Origin of the sequence: Streptomyces sp. AK08-02, assembly GCF_033795085.1 — a bacterium.
Lineage (GTDB): Bacteria > Actinomycetota > Actinomycetes > Streptomycetales > Streptomycetaceae > Streptomyces > Streptomyces echiniscabiei.
Map to the genome: position 1 here is coordinate 58,572 of NZ_JARAZV010000027.1, position 24,974 is coordinate 83,545.

The 24,974-nt window shown below is 69.6% G+C and carries 17 protein-coding genes; 9 read left to right on the plus strand and 8 right to left on the minus strand.

The window, feature by feature from the left end; translation table 11 throughout:
• Nucleotides 1-65: 65 nt before the first annotated feature.
• Entirely contained in the window at nt 66-3,755 is a 3,690-nt protein-coding gene (locus tag PV734_RS41295; RefSeq protein WP_319294558.1) for a LamG-like jellyroll fold domain-containing protein, read from the plus strand.
• A 171-nt stretch (nt 3,756-3,926) separates the two neighbouring features.
• Here PV734_RS41295 and panB read toward each other — a convergent pair whose 3' ends face one another.
• Entirely contained in the window at nt 3,927-4,823 is an 897-nt protein-coding gene (panB, locus tag PV734_RS41300; RefSeq protein WP_319096348.1) for a 3-methyl-2-oxobutanoate hydroxymethyltransferase, read from the minus strand.
• Between the two features lie 231 nt (nt 4,824-5,054).
• On the opposite strand from panB, the gene PV734_RS41305 reads away from it, so the two are divergent.
• The 4 genes from PV734_RS41305 (at nt 5,055) to PV734_RS41320 (ending at nt 10,057) form a co-directional block, all read left to right on the plus strand.
• Entirely contained in the window at nt 5,055-6,653 is a 1,599-nt protein-coding gene (locus PV734_RS41305; RefSeq protein WP_319096349.1) for an MFS transporter, read from the plus strand.
• 223 nt (nt 6,654-6,876) lie between these two features.
• Nucleotides 6,877-7,431, plus strand: a complete 555-nt coding sequence (locus tag PV734_RS41310) for a TetR/AcrR family transcriptional regulator (protein ID WP_415924355.1) — start codon at nt 6,877-6,879, stop codon at nt 7,429-7,431.
• A gap of 298 nt (nt 7,432-7,729) precedes the next feature.
• Nucleotides 7,730-8,710, plus strand: coding sequence for an endonuclease/exonuclease/phosphatase family protein (locus PV734_RS41315; protein WP_415924356.1), 981 nt, complete (start codon nt 7,730-7,732; stop codon nt 8,708-8,710).
• 108 nt (nt 8,711-8,818) lie between these two features.
• Nucleotides 8,819-10,057: an MFS transporter gene (locus PV734_RS41320; protein WP_319096354.1), complete on the plus strand. Its 1,239-nt coding sequence runs from the start codon at nt 8,819-8,821 to the stop codon at nt 10,055-10,057.
• An 85-nt stretch (nt 10,058-10,142) separates the two neighbouring features.
• Here the strand turns inward: PV734_RS41320 and PV734_RS41325 are convergent, their stop codons facing one another.
• Nucleotides 10,143-10,691, minus strand: a complete 549-nt coding sequence (locus tag PV734_RS41325) for a hypothetical protein (RefSeq protein WP_319294560.1) — start codon at nt 10,689-10,691, stop codon at nt 10,143-10,145.
• A gap of 292 nt (nt 10,692-10,983) precedes the next feature.
• Between PV734_RS41325 and PV734_RS41330 the strand changes: the two genes are divergently transcribed.
• Nucleotides 10,984-11,556, plus strand: coding sequence for a dihydrofolate reductase family protein (locus PV734_RS41330; protein ID WP_319294562.1), 573 nt, complete (start codon nt 10,984-10,986; stop codon nt 11,554-11,556).
• A 246-nt stretch (nt 11,557-11,802) separates the two neighbouring features.
• Here PV734_RS41330 and PV734_RS41335 read toward each other — a convergent pair whose 3' ends face one another.
• Both PV734_RS41335 and PV734_RS41340 read right to left on the minus strand, forming a co-directional pair.
• A complete protein-coding gene (locus tag PV734_RS41335; RefSeq protein WP_319294564.1) occupies nt 11,803-13,302 on the minus strand; it encodes an arabinofuranosidase catalytic domain-containing protein in 1,500 nt (499 codons plus the stop codon).
• Between the two features lie 367 nt (nt 13,303-13,669).
• Nucleotides 13,670-15,424, minus strand: coding sequence for an NAD+ synthase (locus PV734_RS41340; RefSeq protein WP_319294566.1), 1,755 nt, complete (start codon nt 15,422-15,424; stop codon nt 13,670-13,672).
• 212 nt (nt 15,425-15,636) lie between these two features.
• Between PV734_RS41340 and PV734_RS41345 the strand changes: the two genes are divergently transcribed.
• Entirely contained in the window at nt 15,637-16,053 is a 417-nt protein-coding gene (locus PV734_RS41345; protein WP_319096359.1) for a hypothetical protein, read from the plus strand.
• 43 nt (nt 16,054-16,096) lie between these two features.
• Here the strand turns inward: PV734_RS41345 and PV734_RS41350 are convergent, their stop codons facing one another.
• The 3 genes from PV734_RS41350 to PV734_RS41360 all read right to left on the minus strand — a co-directional run bounded on the left by PV734_RS41350 (nt 16,097) and on the right by PV734_RS41360 (nt 19,517).
• Nucleotides 16,097-18,040 (minus strand): S53 family peptidase, encoded by a 1,944-nt coding sequence (locus PV734_RS41350; RefSeq protein ID WP_319096361.1) that lies wholly within the window; start codon nt 18,038-18,040, stop codon nt 16,097-16,099.
• A 182-nt stretch (nt 18,041-18,222) separates the two neighbouring features.
• The gene (locus PV734_RS41355) at nt 18,223-18,843 is read right to left on the minus strand and encodes a DUF305 domain-containing protein (RefSeq protein WP_319294568.1); all 621 of its coding nucleotides are present in this window, start codon (nt 18,841-18,843) and stop codon (nt 18,223-18,225) included.
• Nucleotides 18,840-19,517, minus strand: a complete 678-nt coding sequence (locus PV734_RS41360) for a DUF3105 domain-containing protein (protein ID WP_319294570.1) — start codon at nt 19,515-19,517, stop codon at nt 18,840-18,842. The genes PV734_RS41355 and PV734_RS41360 overlap by 4 nt, the downstream gene beginning before the upstream one ends.
• Nucleotides 19,518-19,845: 328 nt before the next feature.
• Between PV734_RS41360 and PV734_RS41365 the strand changes: the two genes are divergently transcribed.
• Nucleotides 19,846-21,207, plus strand: a complete 1,362-nt coding sequence (locus PV734_RS41365; protein ID WP_006382314.1) for a glutamine synthetase family protein — start codon at nt 19,846-19,848, stop codon at nt 21,205-21,207.
• 90 nt (nt 21,208-21,297) lie between these two features.
• Here the strand turns inward: PV734_RS41365 and PV734_RS41370 are convergent, their stop codons facing one another.
• A complete protein-coding gene (locus tag PV734_RS41370) occupies nt 21,298-21,741 on the minus strand; it encodes a VOC family protein (protein WP_319096364.1) in 444 nt (147 codons plus the stop codon).
• Between the two features lie 210 nt (nt 21,742-21,951).
• Between PV734_RS41370 and PV734_RS41375 the strand changes: the two genes are divergently transcribed.
• Nucleotides 21,952-24,957: a bifunctional [glutamine synthetase] adenylyltransferase/[glutamine synthetase]-adenylyl-L-tyrosine phosphorylase gene (locus PV734_RS41375; protein WP_319096365.1), complete on the plus strand. Its 3,006-nt coding sequence runs from the start codon at nt 21,952-21,954 to the stop codon at nt 24,955-24,957.
• Nucleotides 24,958-24,974: the final 17 nt, after the last annotated feature.

Consider the following 24,974-nt stretch of genomic DNA (forward strand, 5'->3'; position numbering starts at 1 on the left):
TTCCCGTCGACAGACGGACAAGAACTCACAAGCGACAAAGGCCGGTTGATCCGTACGCTTGTGCGGTGAAAACGACCTCAGGAAGCACAACGGAACCGGCCGCCCGCCCGGCCCCCGCCGCCCCTCGCCGGGGCCGGCCACGGTGGCGGTCCACGCTTCTCTCCTTCGGCCTCGCTCTCGGCCTGGCGGGAGGTCTCGGTGTGGCACCCCAGGCCGTGGCAGCCGGCGTCGCCAACTCCTCGAAAGCCCAGTCCATCGGCAACACCCCGCAGCAGATCCTCTTCCAGGCCGGAACGGGCGGCTACGGCTGCTACCGAATACCCGCGCTGGTCCGTACGGGAGACGGCTCGCTCCTCGCCTTCGCCGAGGGCCGCAAGACGCAGTCCTGCGGTGACCGCGGCGACAACGACATCGTCGTGCGGCGGTCCACCAACGACGGCCGCACCTGGGGGCCGATCAAGGTCGTCGCGGCCGGCAACACCGCGCCCGGGGCCTACGGAACCGGCACGGTCCCGGCCGGCACCGAGGCCGGATCGCCGGTCACCCGCACCAATCCCGCGCCGGTGGTCGACGCGGTCAACCACCGCGTCTACCTGCTCTCCACCTCCAACCCGGTCAACAACAGCATTCCCCGGATCCCCTGGGTGCAGCAGAGCGCGGACGACGGGCTCACCTGGAGCGCTCCCACCGCGCTGAACGTCAGCCTCACCACCTCTCCCGTCGGAGGGGGCTGGTTCGCGACCGGCCCCGGTCACGGTGTGCAGCTCACTCAGGGGACGCACAAGAACCGACTCGTGGTGGGTGCCCACCAGCATTCCGGGAGCAGCGTCCACGCCGGCTACCTCTACCTCGATCCGAATGCCAACAACACCGCGCAGTGGAAAGCCTCGTCGACCGTGGGCTCGACCTTGGCCAGTGTGAAGCCCGCCGAGGTGAGCGCGACCGAGGTGGCAGGCGGCAAGGTCCTTCTGGCGGCCCGCAATGAAGACGTCGCCGGTAACCACAGGCTCACCAACACCAGCGACACCCCGACGGACGACACGGTCCCGGCAGTCGGAGAATTCAAGGAGGAGTCCATACCGGCGCCCGCCGATATCCAGGGCTCAGTCCTGACGGTGCAGCAGGCGGACGCCTCCAAAAACCTGAACGAGGAAGTCCTGCTGTCCGCCCCGGCCAACGTGCCCGCGAAGACCGAGATGACCATCTGGTCGCGCTGCGCAGGCGTCTGGAACTCCACGGGGAAGGTGGTCAGCGCCGCCCCCGACAAGGCGGGCTACTCCGACCTGACCCTGATGGCGGACAACGAGATCGGCCTCCTCTACGAGGCCGGGGTGAACTACTCCGCCAACGAGATCCGCTTCACCCGCTTCTCCCAGGGGCAACTCGACACCGGTTGCAACGCGTCACCGCCCGCGAGTACGTCGAATCAGGCGTCCCCCGCACTCGCCCCCACCACTCCGGACGCCTCCCCGCAGGCGAACGACGGCTACCTCAGCTCCACCGGGGCGACCCTGAGCGGCACCGACCCGCTCCGCAACGCGGGCGACACCACCCGGAACAACAGCAACCTGGCCCTCACCGCGGGTGGGTACGCCGAGGTTCCGTACGCCCGGTCGCTGCGCACGGGGACAGGCGACTTCACCTACTCGATGTGGTTCAAGTACCAGGCGCAGACGGACCCCGCCACCGAGCCCGACCACATCCTGTTCTGGTCCGGCGCCACCGGAACCGCAGAACCGCAGGTCTGGCTCAGAACCCAGCGGAAGAACAACCTGAACCAGTTGTACGCCTGGGCACAGAGCAGCGGTACCGATCAGGCCCGCGCGACTCTCAAGGACACTTCGGACTGCGCCTGCGCCTTCGGAGACAACGCATGGCACTTCGTCACGGTCACCCGGGCCGGAAGCCGGCTCAGTGTCCAGGTCGACAGCGGTCCCGTCGGGGTGCCGACCGGTGCCATCACCGGTGACGTCTCCAGCGACCCCACCGGCAGCCCCCTCGGCATCCGGATCGGCGCCAGGCCCGTCGACGCCTCCAGCCCCTTCACCGGAAAGATCGACGAGTTCCGCCTGTATCGCAGTGCGCTGACCTCCGCCCAGCGGGCCTCGCTGGCCACCGCCGACACCAGCCGCGACAAGGTGAGCGGGTCCACCGACCCGGCGGCGGACACCGCCGCCAACGCCGGCCTCGCGGTGCGCCTGCCCTTCCAGGCCATGGACCAGACCACCGCGGTGAGCACCACGAACATCGGGGGTACCGACGACGAGTCCGGCAACTGCACCGACGGCACCCTCCTGGGCGCCAAAGCCGTAACGGGTGGCAGGTTCAGCGATGCGCTGCCGGTGCGTTCCGCACTTCCCGGCGTCACCTCGGAGCTGACACCGGCGCTGGACGTCGCCGATCGCGATTTCACCTACGCGATGTGGTTCAGGTTCTTCGGCTCCGCCTCGGGCACCGGCCAGCGCGCCCTTCTGTGGGCTTACGGGCCCAACAAGGCGACCTCGGCACAACTCTGGGTCCAGGCGATATACGACAAGGACAACGAGAAAACGTCGCTGCTGGCCGCGGTCCAGTCGGACACGGGCCCCGCCGTGACAGTGCGGACCAATGCCAACGGGCAGAACTTCGGCGACGGAAACTGGCACATGTTCACGCTGCAACGTCACGGCAGTGCCGTTCAGCTCGACGTCTGGGGTGTGGCGACGGATGACGCGCCCGTCCTCCAGGAGTCGGCGACCGCCTCCGCCGCCCTGAGCGGTTCCCTCACCGCCGCCAGGGCAAGCGGTATCACCGGCGTCAGGGTGGGATCCAAGCCCGACGGAACCAAGATCCTCGACGGGGACCTCGACGACTTCCGCCTCTACGACCACGCCCTCAACGCCGGCGAAAGCAAGGCTGTCGCCGGAGGCGGAGGGCTGTACCCGACCTCCGGTCTGTCGGTGCGCTGGAGCTTCGACAACAAGTACATGTACTCGATCCCGGCAAACCGGGCCGCCCCCGAGACCACTCCCGCGACCCCCGATCACTCCGGCTGGTGCAACAACGCCTATGTGCTGAACGGCGGGAGCATCGACACCGTCGGCAAGCTCGGCACCGGGCTGCGTCTGGACGGTTCGACCGGCGCCGCCGCGCTGGTGCCGTACAGTCCCAGCCTGGCGCTGGCACCCGAGGCGGTGGCTCCCTCGACACAGCCGAGCAGGCAGGGCGAGACCTCCGACTTCACCCTCTCGCTGTGGTTCAGGTACGACACGACGGTCCTTCGTAAGGACCAGGTACTCCTGTGGGCCTACGGCGCCGGCAGCGCGGAGCGCCAGGTCTGGCTCCGCGCCGGCGCGGACGGCATCAGCGCCGACGTCGAAACCGGTGCCTCCGGAGCCCGCCTCCTGGCCAAGGACCCCGATCCGAACCGGGTCGCCTTCTGGGACGACAACTGGCACCACGTGACCCTCGTCCGCTCCGGTGACTCGCTGACACTCGCCGTGGACAATTCGGTCTCCCAGGCCACAGCCGACCTCGGCGACGGCGCCCTGACCGCCACCGACACCTTCGCGGTCGACGGTTTCCGCCTGGGCAGCAAGCCCGACGGCAGCCAGCCCCTGACCGGTTCTCTCGACGAGGTCCGTATCTACCGGCAGGCCCTCAGCGCCACGGACCTGGGCATCCTCCAGGACTCACCTGCCGGCCCGCCGGCCCCGACCCCCGTGCTCTGGCTTCCCTTCGACACGATCACCGCCAGGAGCTATTCCCGGATGTGATCCCACCCCACCCACGACCAGGTCGTCAGCGGCCCGTCCAGGCTTCGGCCGGATGGGGGCGGAGGAAGGGAGCGAAAGCCGCAGCCCGCCGATGGGGGAGTCGGCGGGCTGCTCTCGTACCGCAGTGGCTCTGTTGGATCCGTGAACCCGGACCCGAACACGGTGGACGGGTCAGTGCACGGAGTGCTCCTCCGACGGGAACGTCCCGCCCGTCACGTCCTCCGCGAACGCCTTCGCCGCGTTCCCCATGACCTCACGCAGATTCGCGTACTGCTTGACGAACTTCGGCATCCGCCCTCCGGTCAGTCCGAGCATGTCCGTCCACACCAGCACCTGCGCGTCGGTCTCCGCCCCCGCTCCGATCCCCACCGTGGGGATGTGCAGCGTCCGCGTGACCTCCGCCGCCAGCTCGGCCGGCACCAGCTCCAGGACCACCGCGAACGCCCCCGCGTCCTGTACGGCCTTCGCGTCCCGCAGCAGCTGCTGCGCGGCCTCCTCGCCACGCCCCTGGACGCGGTAGCCCATGGAGTTCACGGACTGGGGGGTGAGGCCGATGTGGGCCATCACCGGGATACCGGACTCGACCAGAAGTTCGATCTGACGGTGCGAGCGCTCGCCGCCCTCCAGCTTGACCGCCCCGACCCCGGCCTCCTTGACCAGCCGGGTCGCCGAGCGCAGCGCCTGCACCGGGCCCTCCTGGTAGGAACCGAAGGGCAGGTCGCCCACGATCAGTGCCCGGCTCGTGCCCCGGACGACCGCCGCCGACAGCATCGTCATCTCGTCGAGGGTGACGGGCACCGTCGACTCGTACCCCAGGTGACAGTTGCCCGCCGAGTCGCCGACCAGCATGACGGGGATACCGGCCTCGTCGAAGACGGACGCGGTCATCGCGTCGTAGGCGGTGAGCATGGGCCACTTCTCGCCGCGCTCCTTGGCCGCGGTGATGTCCCGGACCGTGATGCGGCGGGTGCCCTTGCCTCCGTACAGCGCGTTCGTCGCGTTCGCCGAGTTCGTCGTCGCGGTGGTGCTGCCGGCGGAGGCCTGGTGGGCAGACTGAAGCTGCGTCATGGCAACGGCTCCTTCAATTCATCTCGAGGCGCCCTGACGGCGTCCCCGGATCCCTCCCATGGTGGCACCTCGCGTCCGGCGACGGCTAGTGGTCGCCCCGGGAGGGCCGCCCGCGTGCTGAACGTCTCGCCCCGCAGAATGTTTCGCCGGCGCCCGGTCATGTGTAAGGGCTGGGTAAAAGAATTCCGATACGAGACGGTCTCGTATCGGAATAGGCCTAGGCTTGCCGCCATGACTACTACTGCCGGCCCACCCGCCACCGGCCCCCGGATCCCGGAGGCCGTGCACCGGCGACGCTGGGCGATCCTCGGCGTGCTCATGCTCAGCCTGCTGATCGTGGTGCTCGACAACTCCATCCTCAACGTCGCCATCAAGACCATCTCCACCCCCGCCCCGACCGGCCTCGGTGCCACCCAGAGCGAGCTGGAGTGGGCGATCAACGCCTACACCCTCGTCTTCGCCGGGCTGCTGTTCACCGCCGGGATCCTCGGCGACCGGCTCGGCCGCAAGAAGGTGCTGCTCGGCGGCCTCGCCGTGTTCGGCATCGGCTCCGCCTTCGCCGCCTTCGCGGGCTCGCCCACCGAGCTGATCGTCTTCCGGGCCGTGATGGGCCTGGGCTCCGCCTTCGTGATGCCCGCGACCCTCGCCGTCCTCATGAACGTGTTCGAGCGCGAGGAGCAGCCCAAGGCCATCGGCATCTGGGCCGGCGGTGTGGGGCTCGCCATCGCCATCGGGCCGATCACCGGAGGCGTCCTCCTCGACCACTTCTGGTGGGGTTCCGTCTTCCTCATCAACGTGCCGATCGTGATCATCGCGCTCGTCCTGATGACGGTCCTGGTGCCCGACTCCCGCGACCCGAAACCCGGCCGTATCGACCCCGTGGGCGTCCTGCTGTCCGTCATCGGGCTCGTGCTGCTCGTCTACGGCATCATCAAGGGCGGCCAGCTCGCCGACTTCACCGACCCGCAGGTGCTGGCGACCATCGGCGCCGGTCTCGCCGTACTCGTCGGCTTCGTACTGTTCGAGAAGCGCAGCGACCATCCGTCCATCGACGTGACGTACTTCCGCAACAGGACCTTCTCGGCGGCGATGTCCGTCATCGCGCTCGTCTTCTTCGCGCTGATGGGCGTGACCTTCTTCTCGGTCTTCTACACGCAGAGCGTGCGCGGCTACTCACCCCTGCAGACCGGCCTGCTGATGCTGCCGCTGGCCGCCGCCCAGCTGATCTTCGCGCCGCGCGCCCGGCTGGCCGTCGACCGCTTCGGCAACCGGGCCACGACCACCGCGGCCATGCTGTTGATCGCCGCGACCCTGGCCGCGTTCGCCTCGTTCGAGCGGGACACCCCGATCTGGGTGCTGGAAGTCGTCTTCTTCCTCATGGGCACCGGCATGGCGCACATCATGACGCCGACCAGCGTCGTCATCATGCAGGCCCTGCCCCGCGAGAAGGCCGGTTCCGCCTCCGCGCTCAGCAACACCTTCCGCCAGGTCGGCGGCGCGCTCGGCATCGCCGTACTGGGCTCCGTCCTCTCGGCGGCCTACCGCAGCGACATCGAGGGCAAGCTCGGCGCGCTGCCCGCCGACGTACGGCACACCGCGGGCGAGTCCATCGAGGCCACCCTCGGAGTCGCCGCCAGGCTCGGCCCCCGCGGCGATGCCCTGGTCGGCCCGGCCAACGACGCGTTCCTGCACGCGATGCACATCACCGCGCTGTGCGGCGCGGGCGTCGCCCTCGTGGGCGCCCTGGTCGTCGCCCTGTGTCTGCCGGGCCGGCCGCCGACGCCCCAAGAGGGCGAGGAAAAGCCGCAGTTGGCGTCCGCGGACCACTGAGCGACGGACGTACGGGATGACGGTCGCCCAAGGGGTGCCCCTACGGGGGGCGGGGGCAACGGGGAGAATCGGCGCACCGGCGCACCCGCGCCGGAGAAGGAAAGGAGCAGGTCGCGTGAACCTCGCGGACGGCCCGACCGACGCAGCCACCACCGCTCGGACCACGGCTGATCGGACCAGGGCTGATCGGAGCGGCACCCGTGGCCGCCCCCGGAGCGAAGCCGTGGAGCGCTCCATCATCGAGGGCGTGCTGCGGCTCCTGGAGGAAGGCGTGCCGCTCGCGGACATCTCCATCGAGCGGGTGGCACGCACCGCCGGTGTCGGCAAGGCCACCATCTACCGGCGCTGGCCCGGCAAGGAGGAACTGTTCGTCGACGTGGTGCGGGTCATGGAACCCGCCGACCCGGAGCTGCCCGGCACCTCGACGCGCGACGACCTGGTCGTCCTGCTGGAGACGCTGCGCCTCCGAGGACTGGCCCACGAATCCTCGGCGTTCCTGCACAACGTCCAGGCCCAGGTGAAGAGCAGCCCCAAACTCTGGGCCGCCTACCAGGCCACCGTCATCGAGCCGCGCCGTCTGCGCGGCGCCGAACTCCTGCGCCGCGGCCAGCGGAACGGCGAGGTGCGCCCAGACGTCGACGCCACGATGATGTACGACCTCTTCCTCGGCCCCATGCTCCTGCGCGCCGTACTGCGCACCGACGTGGACCTGCCGGAGGGTCTCGCGGAGCAGATCGTCGACACGCTGCTGGAAGGTCTGCGGCCGGTGGCTCCGTAACCAGCAATTCGTACGCCCCACGGGCCGGTCGACGCTCGATGTGCGTGTTTCGTCACAAACGGCCCTTGACCGGACCGTAACCGGAACTGCTCGCGCCGACTTGTTCGTCATCGTCCCCGTACGGCCGTCATGAGACGGCGAGATCGGAACCGATCATCCCCTAGGGTCTTAGACGCGGGGGACGGACGGTATGCACGGCAGGTTGTGAGGCGACGGTATGGCCCAGCAGGCGTACATGACGGAGACGGACAACGGAGGCTCGGGACCCGAGCGTCGGGGACCCCGGTTTCGGCGCCTGATGACCCGTCTGACGGCCGGCTGGCGGGGCGATCCGAGAATCTGGCGCCGGGGCCTGATCACGGCGGCGCTGGCACTGCTGCTCGCCCTGGTCATGGTCACGCACGCGCAGATCCCCAACCGGATCGGCAACCTCGGCAGCCTCAGTGAGACGTTCCTGCCCTGGTTCGGCATCGTCTCCGTACCGGTGCTGCTCGTCGTCGCGCTGGTCCGGCGCTCCGCGACCGCGCTGATCGCGATCGTCGTGCCCACGGCGGTCTGGTTCAACCTCTTCGGCGGGCTGCTCGGCAGCAACGCCGGCACCGGCGGCAACCTGACGGTGGCCACCCACAACGTCAACGCGGAGAACCCGGACCCGGCCGGCACGGCCCGCGAGGTGGCGGGCTCCGGCGCCGACCTCCTCGCCCTGGAGGAACTGACGGACACGGCGGTCCCGACGTACGAGAAGGCCCTCACGTCGACGTACAAGTACCACTCGGTGCAGGGCACCGTCGGCCTGTGGAGCAAGTATCCGATCAGCGCCTCCCGGCCGGTGGACATCAAGCTGGGCTGGACCCGCGCGATGCGCGCCACCGTCGCGACCCCCGAGGGGCCGGTCGCCGTGTACGTCGCCCACCTCCCGTCGGTACGCGTGAAGATGAAGGCCGGGTTCACCGCCCGCCAGCGCGACAAGAGCGCGAACGCGCTGGGCGAGGCGCTCTCCGACGAGAGGCTGACGCGCAAGATCCTGCTCGGCGACCTCAACGGCACGATGAACGACCGCGCGCTGAACGCGGTCACCGCCCAGATGCGCTCCACGCAGGGCGCGTCGGGCAGCGGGTTCGGGTTCAGCTGGCCCGCGTCGTTCCCGCTGGCACGGATCGACCAGATCATGGTCCAGGGAGTGGAACCGGTCAGCTCCTGGTCGCTGCCGCGCACGGCGAGCGACCATCTGCCGATCGCGGCGAGGGTGAAGATTCCGTCATCGGCAACGGGCTCGTAACCGCGGCGAACCCCAGGGGAATACGAGACCTGGCAGGTTTTGTTCCGTACGTGAACATAAACTGTACGGACGTACGCTCGCCGCTCCCCCCGAAAGGCCCGCCTCCCCATGTCCCGGCCCACGCCGACGCCCCTGGCCCTGCTAGCCCTCGCCGTAGGTGCCTTCGGCATCGGTACGACCGAGTTCGTGATGATGGGCCTCCTGCCCGACGTCGCCGACGACCTGGGGATCTCGATCCCGTCCGCCGGACACCTGGTCTCGGCGTACGCGCTGGGGGTCGTCATCGGCGCCCCGCTGCTGGCGGCGCTGACGGCCCGGATGTCCCGCCGCAAGGTCCTGATGGGCCTGATGGTCCTGTTCGTGGCGGGCAACGCGCTCTCGGCCTTCGCCCCGACCTACGACTACCTCTTGGCCGCCCGCTTCCTGAGCGGGCTGCCGCACGGCGCGTTCTTCGGAGTGGGCGCGGTGGTGGCCACGACGATGTCGGCCCCGGAGCGCAAGGCCCGCTCGGTCTCCCTGATGTTCCTGGGCCTGACGGTCGCGAACGTGGCGGGTGTCCCGGTGGCGACCCTGATGGGCCAGAACCTCGGCTGGCGGGCGACCTTCCTCGGTGTGAGCGGGATCGGCGTGGCGGCGATAGCGGCCCTGGCGTTGCTGATCCCGCACGACCGGACGGCGGCCCCGGTGGCGGGCCTGCGCGGCGAGCTGGCCGCGCTGAAGTCGCTCCCGGTATGGCTGGCCCTCGGCACGACGGTGGCGGGCTTCGGCGCGCTGTTCTCGGCGTACAGCTACATCACCCCGATGCTCACCGACTCCGCGGGCTACGCGGACTCCAGCGTGACCCTTCTGCTGGCCCTGTTCGGGGTGGGCGCGACGATAGGCAACCTGCTGGGCGGACGCCTGGCGGACCACTCGATGCGGCGCACCCTGTTCGGCGGCCTGGTCTCCCTGATCGCGGTCCTGGCCGCGTTCCCCCTCCTGATGAGCACGGAGTGGACCGCGGCCCTGGCGGTCGTCCTGCTCGGCGTGGCGGCGTTCGTCACGGGCACCCCGCTCAACCTGATGGTGATGGAGCGGGCCTCGACGGCCCCGTCCCTGGCCTCCTCGGCCAACCAGGCGGCCTTCAACCTCGCGAACGCGGGCGGCGCGTGGGTCGGAGGCCTGGCGATCGCGGCGGGCTTCGGGGCGACGTCTCCGGCGACGGTGGGAGCGGGGCTGGCGCTGCTGGGGCTGGGTGTGGCGGGGGTGGCGTATGTGGTGGACCGACGCGGGGTGACTCCGTCGGCCGGGCGGGAGCGATTGGTGGCGTCGCATGTGCCTTCGCGCCCTGAGCGGGTGCACCACTGAGGGTGATTTCCCACCCACCCACCCGTTTCCAGTCCGTTTGCCGGGCGCCGTCGAATTCCTCGACGGCGCCCGGCATTTGTCCGTCCTAGTGCCAGCAGGTGGCCTTGCCGCTCTCTCCCTCGGTGCCGACCGTCACCGCGTAGGCGAGGCCCGTGCCGACCTCGGGTACGGGTGAGAAGGCGTCGGTGCGGAAGTCGACGCTGAGCAGCAGGTGTCGGCTCTTGTCGGTCCTGGTCCAGCAGGCGCCTTCCACGGTGGCGGGCGGCGCTCCCGGGGCCGGGTCCGCCTCGGGCTGCCAGCCTCCGGCGGCGGCGGTCTTCGTGTAGTAGGCGATGACCTCGTCCCGGCTGCCGGGGAATGCGTAAAGGCGGTCCGCATGCAGCCAGGGCGCTCCGCTGCTGTCGTCGTCGCACCCGGTGGTCACCCCCGTACCGCGGTAGTTGGCGGGTTCCGCCGCGCCTGTGGGCGCCGTGCCGAGCAGCGGCTGGGCTGCCAACTGCTTGAGTTCGGCCGCTGTGTCGTGGCAGCCGTCGTCGCCGCCGAGCGTGGAACACGCGGTGAGGAGGGCGGCCGGCACGAGGAGGGCGACCGCCAGTCCGACGCGGGTGGCGGCGGACGAGGGTGTGGGGGACAAGAGGGTGCTCCTAGAGGTGCGGAAACTGATGGCCGGGCGCGGTCCCCTCGCGGGGAGGACCGCGCCCGGCACTGTCGATCGGTCAGATCACTGCGTGGTGCCGGGGGCGGCTAGCCCCAGAGGTAGCCGTATCGGAACAAGTAGTCGCCCACCGCGTACAGATACTGGAGCAGCCGCCCTCTGTTCAGCCAGTAGCGGGTTGTCCCGCGGTTGCGCCCCGGAGTCGGTCAGGGTGGAACCGGCTGAGACCCAGCCCCGAGCTCCGGCCCCGAGATCCACCAGGAGACCCGAGATGCGCACCCTGATCAGCACCGCCTTCGTCTCGCTCGACGGCGTCGTGGAGGCCCCGGGCGGCGAGCCCGGCTACCGGAACTCCGGGTGGACCTTCAAGGACGTCGAGTTCCTCCCGGAGGCGTACGAACTCAAGGGCCGGGAGCAGAAGGAGGCCGCCGCGATGCTGCTGGGCCGCGTCAGCTACGAGGCGTTCAGCCCGGTGTGGCCGGCGATGGAGGACTTCGCCGACTACAAGGTGATGCCGAAGTACGTCGTCTCGACGACCCTCACCGAGGACGCCTTGGCCCCGAACTGGGGCGAGACGAAGATCCTGCGCTCCCTGGACGACGTAGCTGCCCTGAAGGAAACGGACGGCGGCCCGATCATCATCCACGGCAGCGCCACCCTCACCCGCGACCTCTCCGACGCCGGCCTCATCGACCGCTACCACCTCCTGGTCTTCCCGCTGGTGCTCGGCGCGGGCAAGCGCCTGTTCAGCGAGACGGACAAGGACACCCAGAAGTTGAGGCTGGTCGAGTCGGAGGTGTACGCAAACGGCCTGCAGAAGAACGTGTTCGACGTGGTCCGCTGAGAGCCCGTTCGCGACCGCTCGCACCGCGTCTCCGGCAGGCCGATGGCCTGCCGGAGACGCGGTTTGGCACGCCTGTCTGCGGCGTTGTCGCCGGTTGCCGACTCCCCCACGCTCGGCTTCGCTCGCGCGGGGGACCCCCATCGCGTCGACGCCCTCCTCCGCCTTGCAGCCAGACGTGCCAAACCCCGCTCACCTGCGCTTATTCGGCACTGCAGCTGTCCTCCGGCCTGATCCGCCGGACAGGCCCTAGGGAGCGATGTCCCACTGCTGGCAGGTGTTGTCGAGCTGCTGCCACTGGCGGACCGCGGTGCCGTTGGCAGTCGCGCAGTTCGTGACGTCCAGCGTCATGCCTGTGTTGACGTTGCTGATGGTGTAGTGGCTGCCTACGTGGGTGACGTCCCACTGCTGGCAGCGGTTGCCGAGCGACGCCCACAGCTGGACGGCCGTGCCGTTGGACTGGGTGCAGTTCTTGTCGTCCAGGACGGTGCCGCTGTTGACGTTGGTGATGGTGTAGTGGCCGTTGCCCGCACTGGCGAACTTCCACTGCTGGCAGGTGTTGCCGAGCGAGGCCCAGAGGTCGATCGAAGTCCCGTTGGCGGTACCGCAGTTCACCGCGTCCAGGACCTTGCCCGAGTTGGTGTTGGTCAGCCGGTAGGCGGTGCCGGCGACGGGGAAGGAGACGGCCGGGGTGGTGTAGCCGACGGAGGTGATGTTGGCCTGTACGGCGTTGTCGGCGGCGTCGGTCGGGTAGCCGGCGGTCATGACGCCCTCGAAGAAGGAGCCGTCGGAGCCGTTGCTGTTGTCACCGCCGGTGCCGAGGACGATGGCGCCCTCCTTCTGCATCGGGGTGTATCCGCCCAGGTTGGGCAGAGCCCCGTCGTACCAGGTGGTCAACGACCCTGATTGTGCGTTGCCGCCCTTGAGGGCGTAGGTCGTTGTGCCGTTGTTCTTGAGCAGCGCCGTGACGAACTCACTGCTGCTGCCGGTGTTGCTCGGGTGCGATCCGTTTCCGCCGAAGAAGAGCCCGTTCTCCAGGTCCGCCTCGACCCAGGGGCCGGATCCGGCACCGGAGCACGAGAACCAGCACTCCGTACCGAAGTTGAGCGCGTCCATGTGGCCGTTGCCGGTGTCGTTGCCGGACGTCTCGGCGTTGCCGTAGTCGAAGCAGCAGCGGTTGTTCACATGGTGGCCGCTGGTCACCATGTACATGCCCTCGGGCTTGCTGCCGGTGGCGATGCCCGACGTGCTGTTGTCGCGGTAGCCGACGCCGGCCGACACGAAGATGCCGTAGGCGGCGTGCCCGCCGACCGTCACCGGCAGCGCGTTGGCGATGGCGCCCACGTCCTGGCCGCCGTTGCCGCCGGGTCCTTCCACGGTGAGGTTGTTGTGCTGGGGGCTCTGGTCGTAGAGCTGCGTGATGACGCACGTCGTGCCGGAACAGAAGGAGTCCTGCGCGGCGGCGTTGGCGTAGCCGCCCGCGCTGAGGGTGCTGATGTCGGTCGTCGCCGAGTCCGAGGCCCGCTTCACCTGGTAGAGGGCGCCGCTGTACGAGGCGTAGAGGGCGCGTGTGGTGCTGTGCGCGGCGACGCAGGGCGTGCCGGCGGCTGCGTAGATGTCGCAGGGGAGTGAGGTGGCGGCCTGTGAGGGGCCGGCGGCGCCGACCAGGAGGCCGGCGACCACCGCGATGATCGCGCCGACCGAGAGGAGTATTCCTCTGAGGCGTTGACGAGGTGAAAGAGAAATCATCGTTGATCTCCGTTCCCTTGTGCATGGGCATATGTGTGTACGGCAGGGCGAATTTCGGCGCGGCCGGTATGTGAGCGCTAACAATTTGAGTGGGCGTCAGTATGAGCTTCGGCGTGAAGTTGCGTCAATATTTCAGACATGAGTCGTCTGAGAGCGCTAACAAGTCGTCAAGCGCCGGCCAATAAGTCGTCAAATTCCTGTGCAATGCAAGGCCGGGTAGGGATTCGGTCGAAATGCCGAACGCTGTGTGCTCGAAATGTCGAACCGAAATGAATTGCTCGAAATTCCGAACCGGTAACAAAGGGGCGGGGCGAGTACCGACGGTTCCCCGCCGGTACTCGCCCCGCCCCTTCCCACAGCCCTCAGTTCACGCGGACTCCCGCCACCCGTTCGTGATGGGCAGCCGCCGGTCCTTGCCGAACCCCTTCGCCGAGATCTTCGTGCCCGGCGGATACTGCCGCCGCTTGTACTCCGCCGTGTCGACCATCCGCAGCACCCGGGTCACCAGTTCCGCGTCGTATCCGGCCGCCACGATCGCGTCGGCGCCCGTGTCCCGGTCCACGTACAGCTCGAGAATCGCGTCGAGCACCGGGTAGTCGGGCAGCGAATCCGTGTCGACCTGGTCCGGACGCAACTCCGCACTCGGCGGCTTCGTGATCGAGTTCTCCGGGATCGGCGGAGTCTCTCCCCGTTCCGCGGCCGCCCGGTTGCGCCACTCGGCCAGGCGGAAGACCGACGTCTTGTACACGTCCTTGATCGGGCCGTACGCGCCCACCGAGTCGCCGTACAACGTCGAGTACCCCACGGCCAGTTCGCTCTTGTTGCCCGGCGCCAGCACGATGTGCCCCTCCTGGTTGGAGATCGCCATCAGCATCGTGCCGCGCAGCCGGGACTGGAGGTTCTCCTCCGCCAGTCCCGTCAGACCCAGCGAGCCCATGTACGCGTCGAACATCGGCTCGATCGACACCGTACGGAAGTTGAGGCCCGTGCGCCGCGCCAGTTCCGCCGCGTCGCCGATCGAGTGGTCGGACGAGTACTTCGACGGCATCGCCACGCCGTACACGTTCTCCGCGCCCACCGCGTCGCACGCGAGCGCCGCGACCAGCGCCGAGTCGATACCGCCGGACAGGCCGATCAGCACCGACCGGAAGCCGTTCTTCGTCACGTACGCCCGCAGGCCCACCACCAGCGCCGAGTACATCTCCTCGGCGTCGTCCAGGCGCTCCGCGTACGCGCCTGTCAGCTCGGCCTCGTACGCCGGCAGCGGGTCCTCGGAGAGGACCACGCGGTCGATGCGCAGACCGTCGTCCACCACGCCGGTCGGGGCGTCGGCCAGGGCGGCCGGCAGCTCCAGGTCCAGGACCACGCAGCCCTCCGTGAACTGCGGGGCCCGTGCGATCACCTCGCCGTCCTTGTCGACGACGATCGAGTCCCCGTCGAAGACCAGCTCGTCCTGACCGCCGACCATCGCGAGGTACGCGGTCGTGCAGCCGGCCTCCTGGGCGCGCTTGCGCACCAGTTCCAGGCGGGTGTCGTCCTTGTCGCGCTCGAACGGGGAGGCGTTGATCGAGAGGAGCAGGCCCGCCCTCGCGGAGCGCGCCGCCGGGACACGGCCGCCGTCCTGCCAGAGGTCCTCGCAGATCGCCAGGGCCACATCGACGCCGTGCACCCGCAGGACGGGCATGGTGTCGCCCGGCACGAAGTAGCGGAACTCGTCGAAGACGCCGTAGTTCGGGAGGTGGTGCTTGGCGTAGGTCAGGAGCACCTCGCCCCTGTGCAGCACCGCGCCCGCGTTGCGCGGGGAGCCGGCCGGGCGGCCGAACTTCGGCAGGTCGCTCTCGGACCGGTCGAGGTAGCCGAGGACGACCGGCAGCTCACCGAGGCCCTCGTCGGCGAGGCGCGCGGCGAGGGAGCGCAGGGCCGCGCGGGACGCCTCCACGAAGGAGGAGCGCAGGGCGAGATCCTCGACGGGGTACCCGGTCAGCACCATCTCCGGAAACGCCACGAGGTGCGCTCCCTGCTCGGCGGAGTGCCGGGTCCAGCGGAGGACCGAGTCGGCGTTCCCGGCGATGTCGCCGACGCGCGAGTCGATCTGGTTCAGGGCGAGGCGTAGTTGAGGCACGCCGCCAAGTGTAATCGTCAATGCGACGCGATGGGGGGTGGGGGAGTGTGGGTCGCCCCACGCCAGGGCCGAGGGCGCGATCCCGACCAAGCGCCCTTTCGGTGCAAGTCGGGCTCATGGTGAGGCGCTTGCGGTCATCTCTCCCCGACGGTAGGGCAATGGGATCTTGAAGGGCCTTGCCGGATGTCGTGGCCGCGTCTTCAGTAGGAGACATGACAGGCAACGGGGTACATGTGGACAGTGAAGGCCGCAGAACGGGCTGGGGCTGGTTCCTGGGCTGGATCGCGGTGGGAGCGGGTGCGGCCGCCGGGCTCGCCGCCATCCTGACGGTGGGGGTGGTCCTGCTGGTCCTGGCCGCGGTGGCCGCGGGGCTCCTGCTGCGGAAGGGCCCCCGGAACGCCGTCGCCGGAGGTCTCGCGGGGCTGGCGCTGCCGCTCTTCTACCTCGCGTACCTGAACAGGGGCGGCCCGGGTGATGTCTGCGTCTCGTCGTCGGGCGGGCAGACCTGCACCGAGGAGTACACCCCCGTACCGTTCCTGGTCGGCGGAGTGCTCCTGTTCGTCGCGGGTTTCGTGATCTTCCTCATGATCGAGCGACGGAGCGGAAAAGCACCCGCCCCCGGACGGTGAACGCTCCGGGGGCGGGCTTCGGGCATGTCGCCGTGTCGTCGCGTCAGCGGCGGTACGACTCCACGTAACCCGTCGAGGGCGAGCCCACGCCGGTCACGTCGTCGTAGCCGCGTACGGCCTGGAGCGAGCTGTCCTTGCCGAGGCTGCGGACGGAGGTGAGGATCCCGTCCGTGGCGTCGTAGCCGTTGGCGAAGTCGATGCGTGCCACGGCGAGTCCGTACCCCGTGGGGTTGTCGGTCACGTCGTGGTAGACCTTCGCGTGCGAGGCGTACGTCGCGTAGATCGCCGGGTTGGCGAAGCCGATCGCCTTGCCGCCGCGCGCCTCCTGGGCCAGGGCCTGGACGGCCGCGATCACCGGCGCCGCCAGTGACGTACCGCCGATGCGGTACTCGTCGTAGGCGGTGCCGCCCGCCGGCAGGGTCTGGGTCTGGCCGACCTTGAAGCCGGTGTTCGGGTCGGCTATCGCCGCGATGTCCGGGACGACCCGGTTGCCCTTCGAGCTGTTGGCCTTGGCCAGGTAGTCCGGGACGAGGCCCTTCTGGTAGAAGGGCTCCGCGACGGTCGCGCTGGTGCCGCCGCCCGCGCCCGAGGTGTAGGCGCCCGGGAAGTTCGTCCAGCTCTTGCCGTCGGCCGACAGCGAGGCCTTCTCGGTGCCCCAGCCGGTCTCCCACTGGTACTTGTCGCCCCGGCCGACCGCCAGCGAGGTTCCGCCGACCGCCGTCACCCACGCCGAGTTGGCCGGGGTGTCGACCTGCTTCTGGCCGGTGTTGACGACCTCGTCGCCGTTGTCGCCGGAGGAGAAGTAGAAGCCGATGCCCTGGACCGCGCCGAGCTTGAACACCTGGTCGTAGGCTGCGGCCAGGTCCGGTGTCTCGTCGGCCTCGGCGCCGCCCCACGAGTTGGAGACGATGTCGGCGAGATGCTTGTCGACGACCTTGCTGAGCGCGTCGATCAGGTCGTCGTCCATGCAGGACGCGGAGCCGACGTACGTGATGTCGGCGGCCGGTGCGACCGCGTGCACGGCCTCGACGTCGAGGGTCTCCTCGCCGTACCAGCCGGCCGCGGAGCAGTCCTCGGTGTTCGTGTAGTTCGCCGGCAGGACCTGCTTGAGCTGGCCCTTCCGGTAGGTGGCGTCGCCGTGGGCGTCCGCGTAGGTGGCGGCGTCACCGGCGATGTACGGCGAGGCGTAGGCGTCGGTGATGGCGACGCGCACCTTCTTGCCGGTCCAGCTGCCCGCGCCGTACGCGGCTCGCAGCTGCTTGCCCGTGTATCCCTGGACGGCGTACGGGATCTGCGCGCCGTACGCCGTCGGCAGCGTCGAAGCGGTGTTCGAGCCGTAGTACGTGGAGAACGGACCCGAGTTGCGGAACACCGTTTCCGGCGCCGGCAGCGTGTCGTCGTGGGTCGCCGTGTGCGGGGCGTTGTCCAGACCCGTGACGGTCAGGACGGCGCCCTTCAGGCTCTCCGGCGCGGATGCGGCCTTCGCCGGGGCACGGTAGGTCTTCTTGCCCTTGGCGTAGTTGTGCAGCTGCGTGCTGAATGCCTTCTCCGCGGCCGCCACGTCACCGGTCACCGTGACGTAGTGAGCCGTGACGCCGGTGACCTTGAGGCCCGACGCCGTCAGCCACGCCTTGACGGCGGCGACCTGGGCCGGGGAGGCTCCGAAGCGCTGCTGGGCCTGCGCCGCGGTGAGGTACTTGCCGTACGAGGCGGACCTCGGGTCGGAGACGGCCTTCGCGTACGCGGTCAGCCCGTTGGCGTCCCGGCCGGCGAGATACACCCGGGCGGTGACCTTGGAGCTGTCGGACGTGGCGCCCTTGTCCGCCTTGGCGGTGGCCCACGCGGGCCTGGTACCGGCGAGCGTGTCCCGGCCCGGGGCGTCCGCGGCATGGGCCGCGGGAATGCCGAGCGCCAGCGCGCCGGCGAGCAGAGGCAGTGTCGCTGCCAGGCTCACACCGGCGCGCTTGATGGCGCGATTGGATCTCATGGAACCCCCTGATGCGGTTCAACGCGAGCAAGACGAGTGATCACTCGCCGCTGGCCACTCTCGCGATGAACTGTTCATGCCAGGGAAATCCAGGGGGAATGGGTGTACCAAGAAGCACCCAAGGGAACGTATACGCAAGCGATTTGAGGCTTACGTCCGACGGCGAAACATCGACAAATCTATCAACTCGCCGTCGCGCCGCGCTCCTTCAGCATCCCCGCCATCAGGGAGATCTCCGACTCCTGCGCGTTGACCATGCCCTGCGCGAGCCGCTTCTCCACCCCCACCTCGCACCGCTCCACACACCCCTGCGCCATGTGGATACCGCCCTGGTGGTGCTTGGTCATCAGCTGGAGATAGAAGACCTCGGCCTGCTTGCCGCTGAGCTTGCCCAGCTTCGTCATCTCGGTGTTGGTCGCCATGCCCGGCATCAGCGCGCCGTCCTTGCCGCTGGCCATGCCCGCCATGTCCATCCAGGCCATCGGAGCCTTCGAGGACACCTTCGGCAGCTCCCACAGGTCGAGCCAGCCCAGCAGCATGCCGCGCTGGTTGGCCTGCGTCTGCGAGATGTCGTACGCGAGCCGCCGGATCTCCTCGTTCGTCGTCCGGTCGCGCACGATGTACGACATCTCGACGGCCTGCTGATGGTGCACCGCCATGTCACGGGCGAAGCCCGCGTCCGCCGAGCCCGCGGCGGGCGCCTTCATCCCGGAGTCCTCGCCGTCGGCGACCGCGTAGGTGATCGCGCCCGCCGCGACGAGCGCCGTCACGGCGGCACCGGCGATCCAGGGAGCCCGCTTCACTGGGACAGCCCGTTCGTGCAGGCGGCACCCGGCTCGGGCGTCTGCTTGCCCTGGACGAACTCCTCGAAGAACTTGTCCACGTTCGGGTCCTTGGCACTGGTCACCGTGCGCTGCTTGCCCCAGGCGGAGAGCATGATCGGATCCGCCTGCTTGTCGTCCGGGCTCATCAGCGTGTACGGCGTCTTCTTCACCTTGGCCGCGAGCGCGTCGATGTCGGCCTTCGCCGCCTTGCTGTTGTACGTCACCCAGACGGCCCCGTGCTCCAGCGAGTGCACGGCGTTCATGTTGTTGAGCGCCTTGGCGTAGACGTCGCCGTTGCAGTTCATCCAGACCTGGTTGTGGTCACCGCCGACCGGGGGCTCCATCGGGTAGTTCACGGTCTTGGTGACGTGGTTCTGGGTGAGCTTCTTGTCCCAGGTCTTCACACCGTCCGCGCCGGTGACGAACTTGCCCGTGCCCTTGGAGTCGCTCGCCGTGGTGTCACTGTCGTCGGACTGCGACCTCACAAGGACCGTCGCGCCGACGACCAGGCCGGCCACTATGACGACGCTCACACCGATCGTGAGGACGCGGTTCCGGCGCTCACGCGAGCGCTCGGCGCGCCGCATCTCCTCTATGCGCGCCTTGCGCGCCGCGCTACCACTGTCTTTGGCGCTCTTCTTGGCGGAACCCATGGGATCGATCCTTCTGGGGAAAGGGGCGGTCGGTTGGCCGGTCGGCTGATCGGTCTCTGATCGTAATCGTTGGCCACTGATCGTAATCCGCTACCGCCCGCAACGGTTCCGGTCCGCGGTCACCCATTACGCATGTCGTCGTGAACAGGCAAGATGAGGGGCAGAGCACGACACCTGCCGTACGCGAGGCGTTCACTCCGGCGTCGGCTGGACGATCAAGGTGCGCAACGCGCATGAAATGCTGTTGTGGTGTCATGCTCAGGTGCCCGACCGCCTTCCGTGGTACGGGAGACAGGCGGCCTGACCAGCAAGGATGGGGAAGCGGAAGATGGACAAGCAGCAGGAGTTCGTGCTCCGGACGTTGGAGGAGCGTGACATCCGGTTCGTCCGGCTGTGGTTCACGGACGTGCTGGGCTTCCTCAAGTCAGTGGCCGTGGCCCCGGCCGAGCTGGAGCAGGCCTTCGACGAGGGCATCGGGTTCGACGGCTCCGCGATCGAGGGATTCGCTCGCGTATACGAGTCCGACATGATCGCCAAGCCCGACCCGTCGACGTTCCAGATCCTCCCGTGGCGCGCGGAGGCCCCCGGCACCGCCCGGATGTTCTGCGACATCCTCATGCCGGACGGCTCGCCGTCCTTCGCGGACCCGCGCTACGTCCTCAAGCGCGCCCTCACCCGCGGCTCCGACCTGGGCTTCACGTTCTACACCCACCCGGAGATCGAGTTCTTCCTGCTGAAGGACAAGCCGCTGGACGGCAGCCGCCCGACACCGGCCGACAACTCCGGCTACTTCGACCACACCCCGACCCACGTCGGCCAGGACTTCCGCCGCCAGGCGATCACGATGCTGGAGTCCATGGGCATCTCGGTCGAGTTCTCCCACCACGAGGGCGCCCCCGGCCAGCAGGAGATCGACCTGCGGTACGCGGACGCGCTCTCCACGGCGGACAACATCATGACGTTCCGCCTGGTCATGAAGCAGGTGGCACTGGAGCAGGGCGTCAACGCGACGTTCATGCCGAAGCCGTTCTCCGAGCACCCCGGCAGCGGCATGCACACACACCTCTCGCTCTTCGAAGGCGACCGCAACGCGTTCTACGAGTCCGGTTCGGAGTACCAGCTCTCCAAGGTGGGCCGGTCCTTCATCGCGGGCCTGCTGAAGCACGCGGCGGAGATCGCGGCGGTCACCAACCAGTGGGTGAACTCGTACAAGCGCATCTGGGGCGGCTCGGAGCGCACCGCGGGCGCCGGCGGCGAGGCCCCCTCGTACATCTGCTGGGGCCACAACAACCGCTCGGCCCTGGTCCGCGTCCCGATGTACAAGCCCGGCAAGACGGGCTCCGCGCGCGTGGAGGTCCGCTCCCTGGACACGGGTGCGAACCCGTACCTGGCCTACGCCGTCCTGCTGGCCGCCGGCCTCAAGGGCATCGAGGAGGGCTACGAGCTCCCGCCGGGCGCCGACGACGACGTCTGGGCCCTCTCCGACGCGGAGCGCCGCGCGATGGGCATCGAGCCGCTTCCCCAGAACCTGGGCGAGGCGCTCTCCCTCATGGAACGCAGCGAACTGGTCGCCGAGACGCTCGGCGAGCACGTCTTCGAGTTCTTCCTCCGCAACAAGCGCCAGGAGTGGGAGGAGTACCGCAGCGAGGTCACCGCGTTCGAGCTGCGGAAGAATCTGCCGGTGCTCTGAGGCTCCGCCGCGGGCCGTGACCACAGTCGCGGCCCGCGGGGGCTGGTCGCGCAGTTCCCCGCGCCCCTGAGGAGGGGGCTGCGCCCCTCCTCAGGGGCGCTCCGCCGTCTCCGTCAGCAGGGCGTGCAGGGGCTTCGCCGCTCGTTGGCGGTACTCCTGGATCGCCCAGCCGTTGCCGTCCGGGTCCTTGAAGTACATGAACGTCGCGCCGTCGTCCGGTGAGAACCGCATCGGCTCCGACACCTCCAGGCCCCGTTCGACCAGCTCGGAGTGGGCCGCCTTGATGTCGGCGACGCACAGCTGGAGGCCCTGGTACGAGCCCGGTGCGGGGGTCGGGCCGGCCATCGTCTCCCAGATGGTGTCGCCCAGGGCGATCGAACAGCCGGAGCCCGGCGGCGTGAGCTGGACGATGCGCATCCCCGGCATGACCTCCTGGTCGATGTCCACATGGAAGCCGACCTTGTCACGGTAGAAGTCCCGGGCCCGGTCGATGTCACTCACGGGCAGCGGGACGACTTCGAGCGTGTACTGCATCGCTGGTCCTCCAGATCGCGTTCACGTTGGCTCCCCTCACCGAAGCCGAAAACCGGGCGGGGCGCCACCGAAACGACCACGTCGGTGGCGGAGGGCACCGTTCCGACCAGCGGGGACTTCGCTCCGGTCCGTCCGGCGCTTCCCGGCGCCTCTCCGGTTACGCTCGTGGGCGTACGACCTTGATCCGATGGTCCGACGGGAAGGCCCAGGATGATGGCGCCGGGGCGCAGGAGCAGTACCTTCACGCGACTGCTGCGGCACGGTTTCACCGATCCCTCCGCCGCCGAGCGGCTCCTCGACAGCGTCGAACTCGCGCCGATGCGGGACGACCCGGTGCTGCTCGACGCGCTGGGCGCGACCGCCGACCCGGATCTCGCGCTGCTCGGGCTCGTCCGGCTCGCCGAGGCGCAGGACGGCCGGACCGCCCGGCACGAGCTGCTGGACACGGTGATAGCGGCCAAGCCGCTGCGGGACCGGCTGCTCGGGGTGCTCGGTGCCTCCGCCGCCCTCGCCGACCATCTGATCCGGCACCCTCGCGACTGGCACGCCCTCGTGATGTACGAGCCCCGGGATCTCCATCCGGGGGTGGAGGAGTTCGAGCGGGGGCTCGCCGAGGCCACCGACCCCGTGTCGCTGCGCGTCGCCTACCGGCGCTGCCTGCTGTCCATCGCCGCCCGTGACGTCTGTGGCACCACCGACGTCGCCGAGACCGCCGCGGAGCTTGCCGACCTCGCCACCGCTACCCTGCGCGCCGCCCTCAGCATCGCCAAGGCCGCCGCGCCCGGCGACGCAGCACTGTGCCGGCTCGCCGTCGTCGCCATGGGCAAGTGCGGTGGCCACGAGCTCAACTACGTGTCCGACGTCGACGTCATCTTCGTCGGTGAGGCTGTCGACGGCGCCGACGAGGGGAAGGCGCTGCAGGCCGCCACCCGGCTCGCCTCACATCTCATGCGGATCTGCTCCGAGACCACCATCGAGGGGAGCATCTGGCCCGTCGACGCCAACCTGCGCCCCGAGGGCCGCAACGGCCCGCTGGTGCGTCCCCTCGGCAGCCATCTCGCCTACTACCAGCGCTGGGCCAAGACCTGGGAGTTCCAGGCCCTGTTGAAGGCCCGCCCGGTCGCCGGTGACATCGAACTGGGGGAGGCGTACGTCGCCGCGCTCGCCCCCCTCGTCTGGCACGCCGCCGAGCGCGACAACTTCGTCGTCGACGTGCAGAAGATGCGCCGCCGCGTCATCGAGAACATTCCCGTCGCCGAGGTGGAGAGGGAGCTGAAGCTCGGGCCCGGCGGGCTGCGGGACGTCGAATTCGCCGTCCAGCTGCTCCAGTTGGTGCACGGGCGTGCCGACACCTCCCTACGCAGCGGGACCACCCTGGACGCTCTCGCCGCCCTCGCCGCCGGCGGGTACGTCGGACGCGCGGACGCCGTGCAGCTCGACGACGCCTACCGCTTCCTGCGGTCCATGGAGCACCGGATCCAGCTGTTCCGGCTGCGCCGCACCCACCTCGTGCCCGAGGACGAGGCCGATCTGCGGCGCATCGGGCGCTCGCTGGGGCTGCGCACCGACCCGGTGGCCGAGCTGAACCGGGAGTGGAAGCGGCACGCGTCCGTCGTACGACGGCTGCACGAGAAGCTCTTCTACCGGCCCCTGCTCGACGCGGTCGCCCAACTTGCCCCCGGTGAGACCAGGTTGAGCACCGTCGCGGCCCGGGAGCGACTGGTCGCGCTCGGGTACGCCGATCCGGCCGCCGCCCTCAGGCACCTGGAGGCTCTGGCCAGCGGGGTGAGCCGCAAGGCGGCCATCCAACGGACCCTGCTGCCCGTCCTGTTGGGCTGGTTCGCCGACTCCGCCGACCCGGACGCCGGACTGCTCAACTTCCGCAAGGTGTCGGACGCGCTGGGCCGAACCCCCTGGTATCTACGGCTGTTGAGGGACGAGGGCGCCGCCGCCGAGAACCTGGCGCGTGTCCTGTCCGCCGGACGCCTCGCCCCCGACCTGCTGATGCGGGCCCCGGAGGCCGTCGCACTGCTCGGTGACGGCGACGGGGCGGGCGGCCTTGAGCCGCGCGAGCGGGACCAGCTGGAGCAGGAGATACTGGCCGCCGTCGGGCGCTCCGAGAGCGGCGAACAGGGCGTGTACGCCGCGCGCGGTGTCCGGCGCCGCGAACTGTTCCGTACGGCCGCCGCCGACATCGTCGGCTCCTACGGCACCGAGCAGTCGCCCGCCGAGGCCGACCAGGGCGCCCTGGTGGAGCAGGTCGGCGGCGCGATCTCCGACCTCACGGCGGCGACCCTGGCCGGGACCCTGCGGGCGGTCGTGCGGGACGGCTGGGGGGACACCCTGCCCACCCGGTTCGCCATCATCGGCATGGGACGCTTCGGCGGGCACGAGATGGGCTACGGCTCCGACGCCGACGTCCTGTTCGTGCACGAACCCCGGGAGGGCGTCGACGAGCACGAGGCCGCCAAGGCCGCGAACACCGTCGTCGCCGAGATGCGGCGCCTCCTCCAAGCGCCCAGCGCCGACCCGCCGTTGCTCATCGACGCGGATCTGCGCCCCGAGGGCAAGTCGGGGCCGCTGGTCCGGACCCTGACGTCGTACGAGGCGTACTACCGTCGCTGGTCCCTCGGTTGGGAGTCCCAGGCGCTACTGCGGGCCGAAGTCGTGGCCGGGGACCTGGAGTTGGGGCGCCGCTTCATCGAGCTGATCGATCCGCTGCGCTACCCGGCGGAGGGCCTCGGCGACGACGCGGTACGCGAGATCAGGCGCCTGAAGGCGCGTATGGAGTCGGAGCGGATGCCTCGCGGCGCCGATCCCACCCTGCACACCAAGCTCGGGCGGGGCGGCCTCTCGGACGTGGAGTGGACCGTCCAGTTGCTGCAGCTCCAGCACGGGTGGGCCGAACCGGGGCTGCGGACGACCCGTACCCGGGAGGCACTCGCCGCCGCCTGCGCCGCCGAACTGATCTCCGGGGAGGACGCGGCCATACTGGACGAGGCGTGGGTCCTGGCCACCCGGGTGCGCAACGCCGTGATGCTGGTGCGCGGCAGGGCCGGGGACACCTTCCCCTCCGACGGGCGGGAACTGGGCGCGGTGGGCCGGTATCTGGGGTACGGGCCGGGTCATGTCGGTGACCTGATCGACGCCTACCGGCGGACCACCCGGCGGGCACGCGGTGTCGTCGAGACGCTGTTCTACGGGGCGTCGGCGTAGCGGACCGGGCCCGGCGC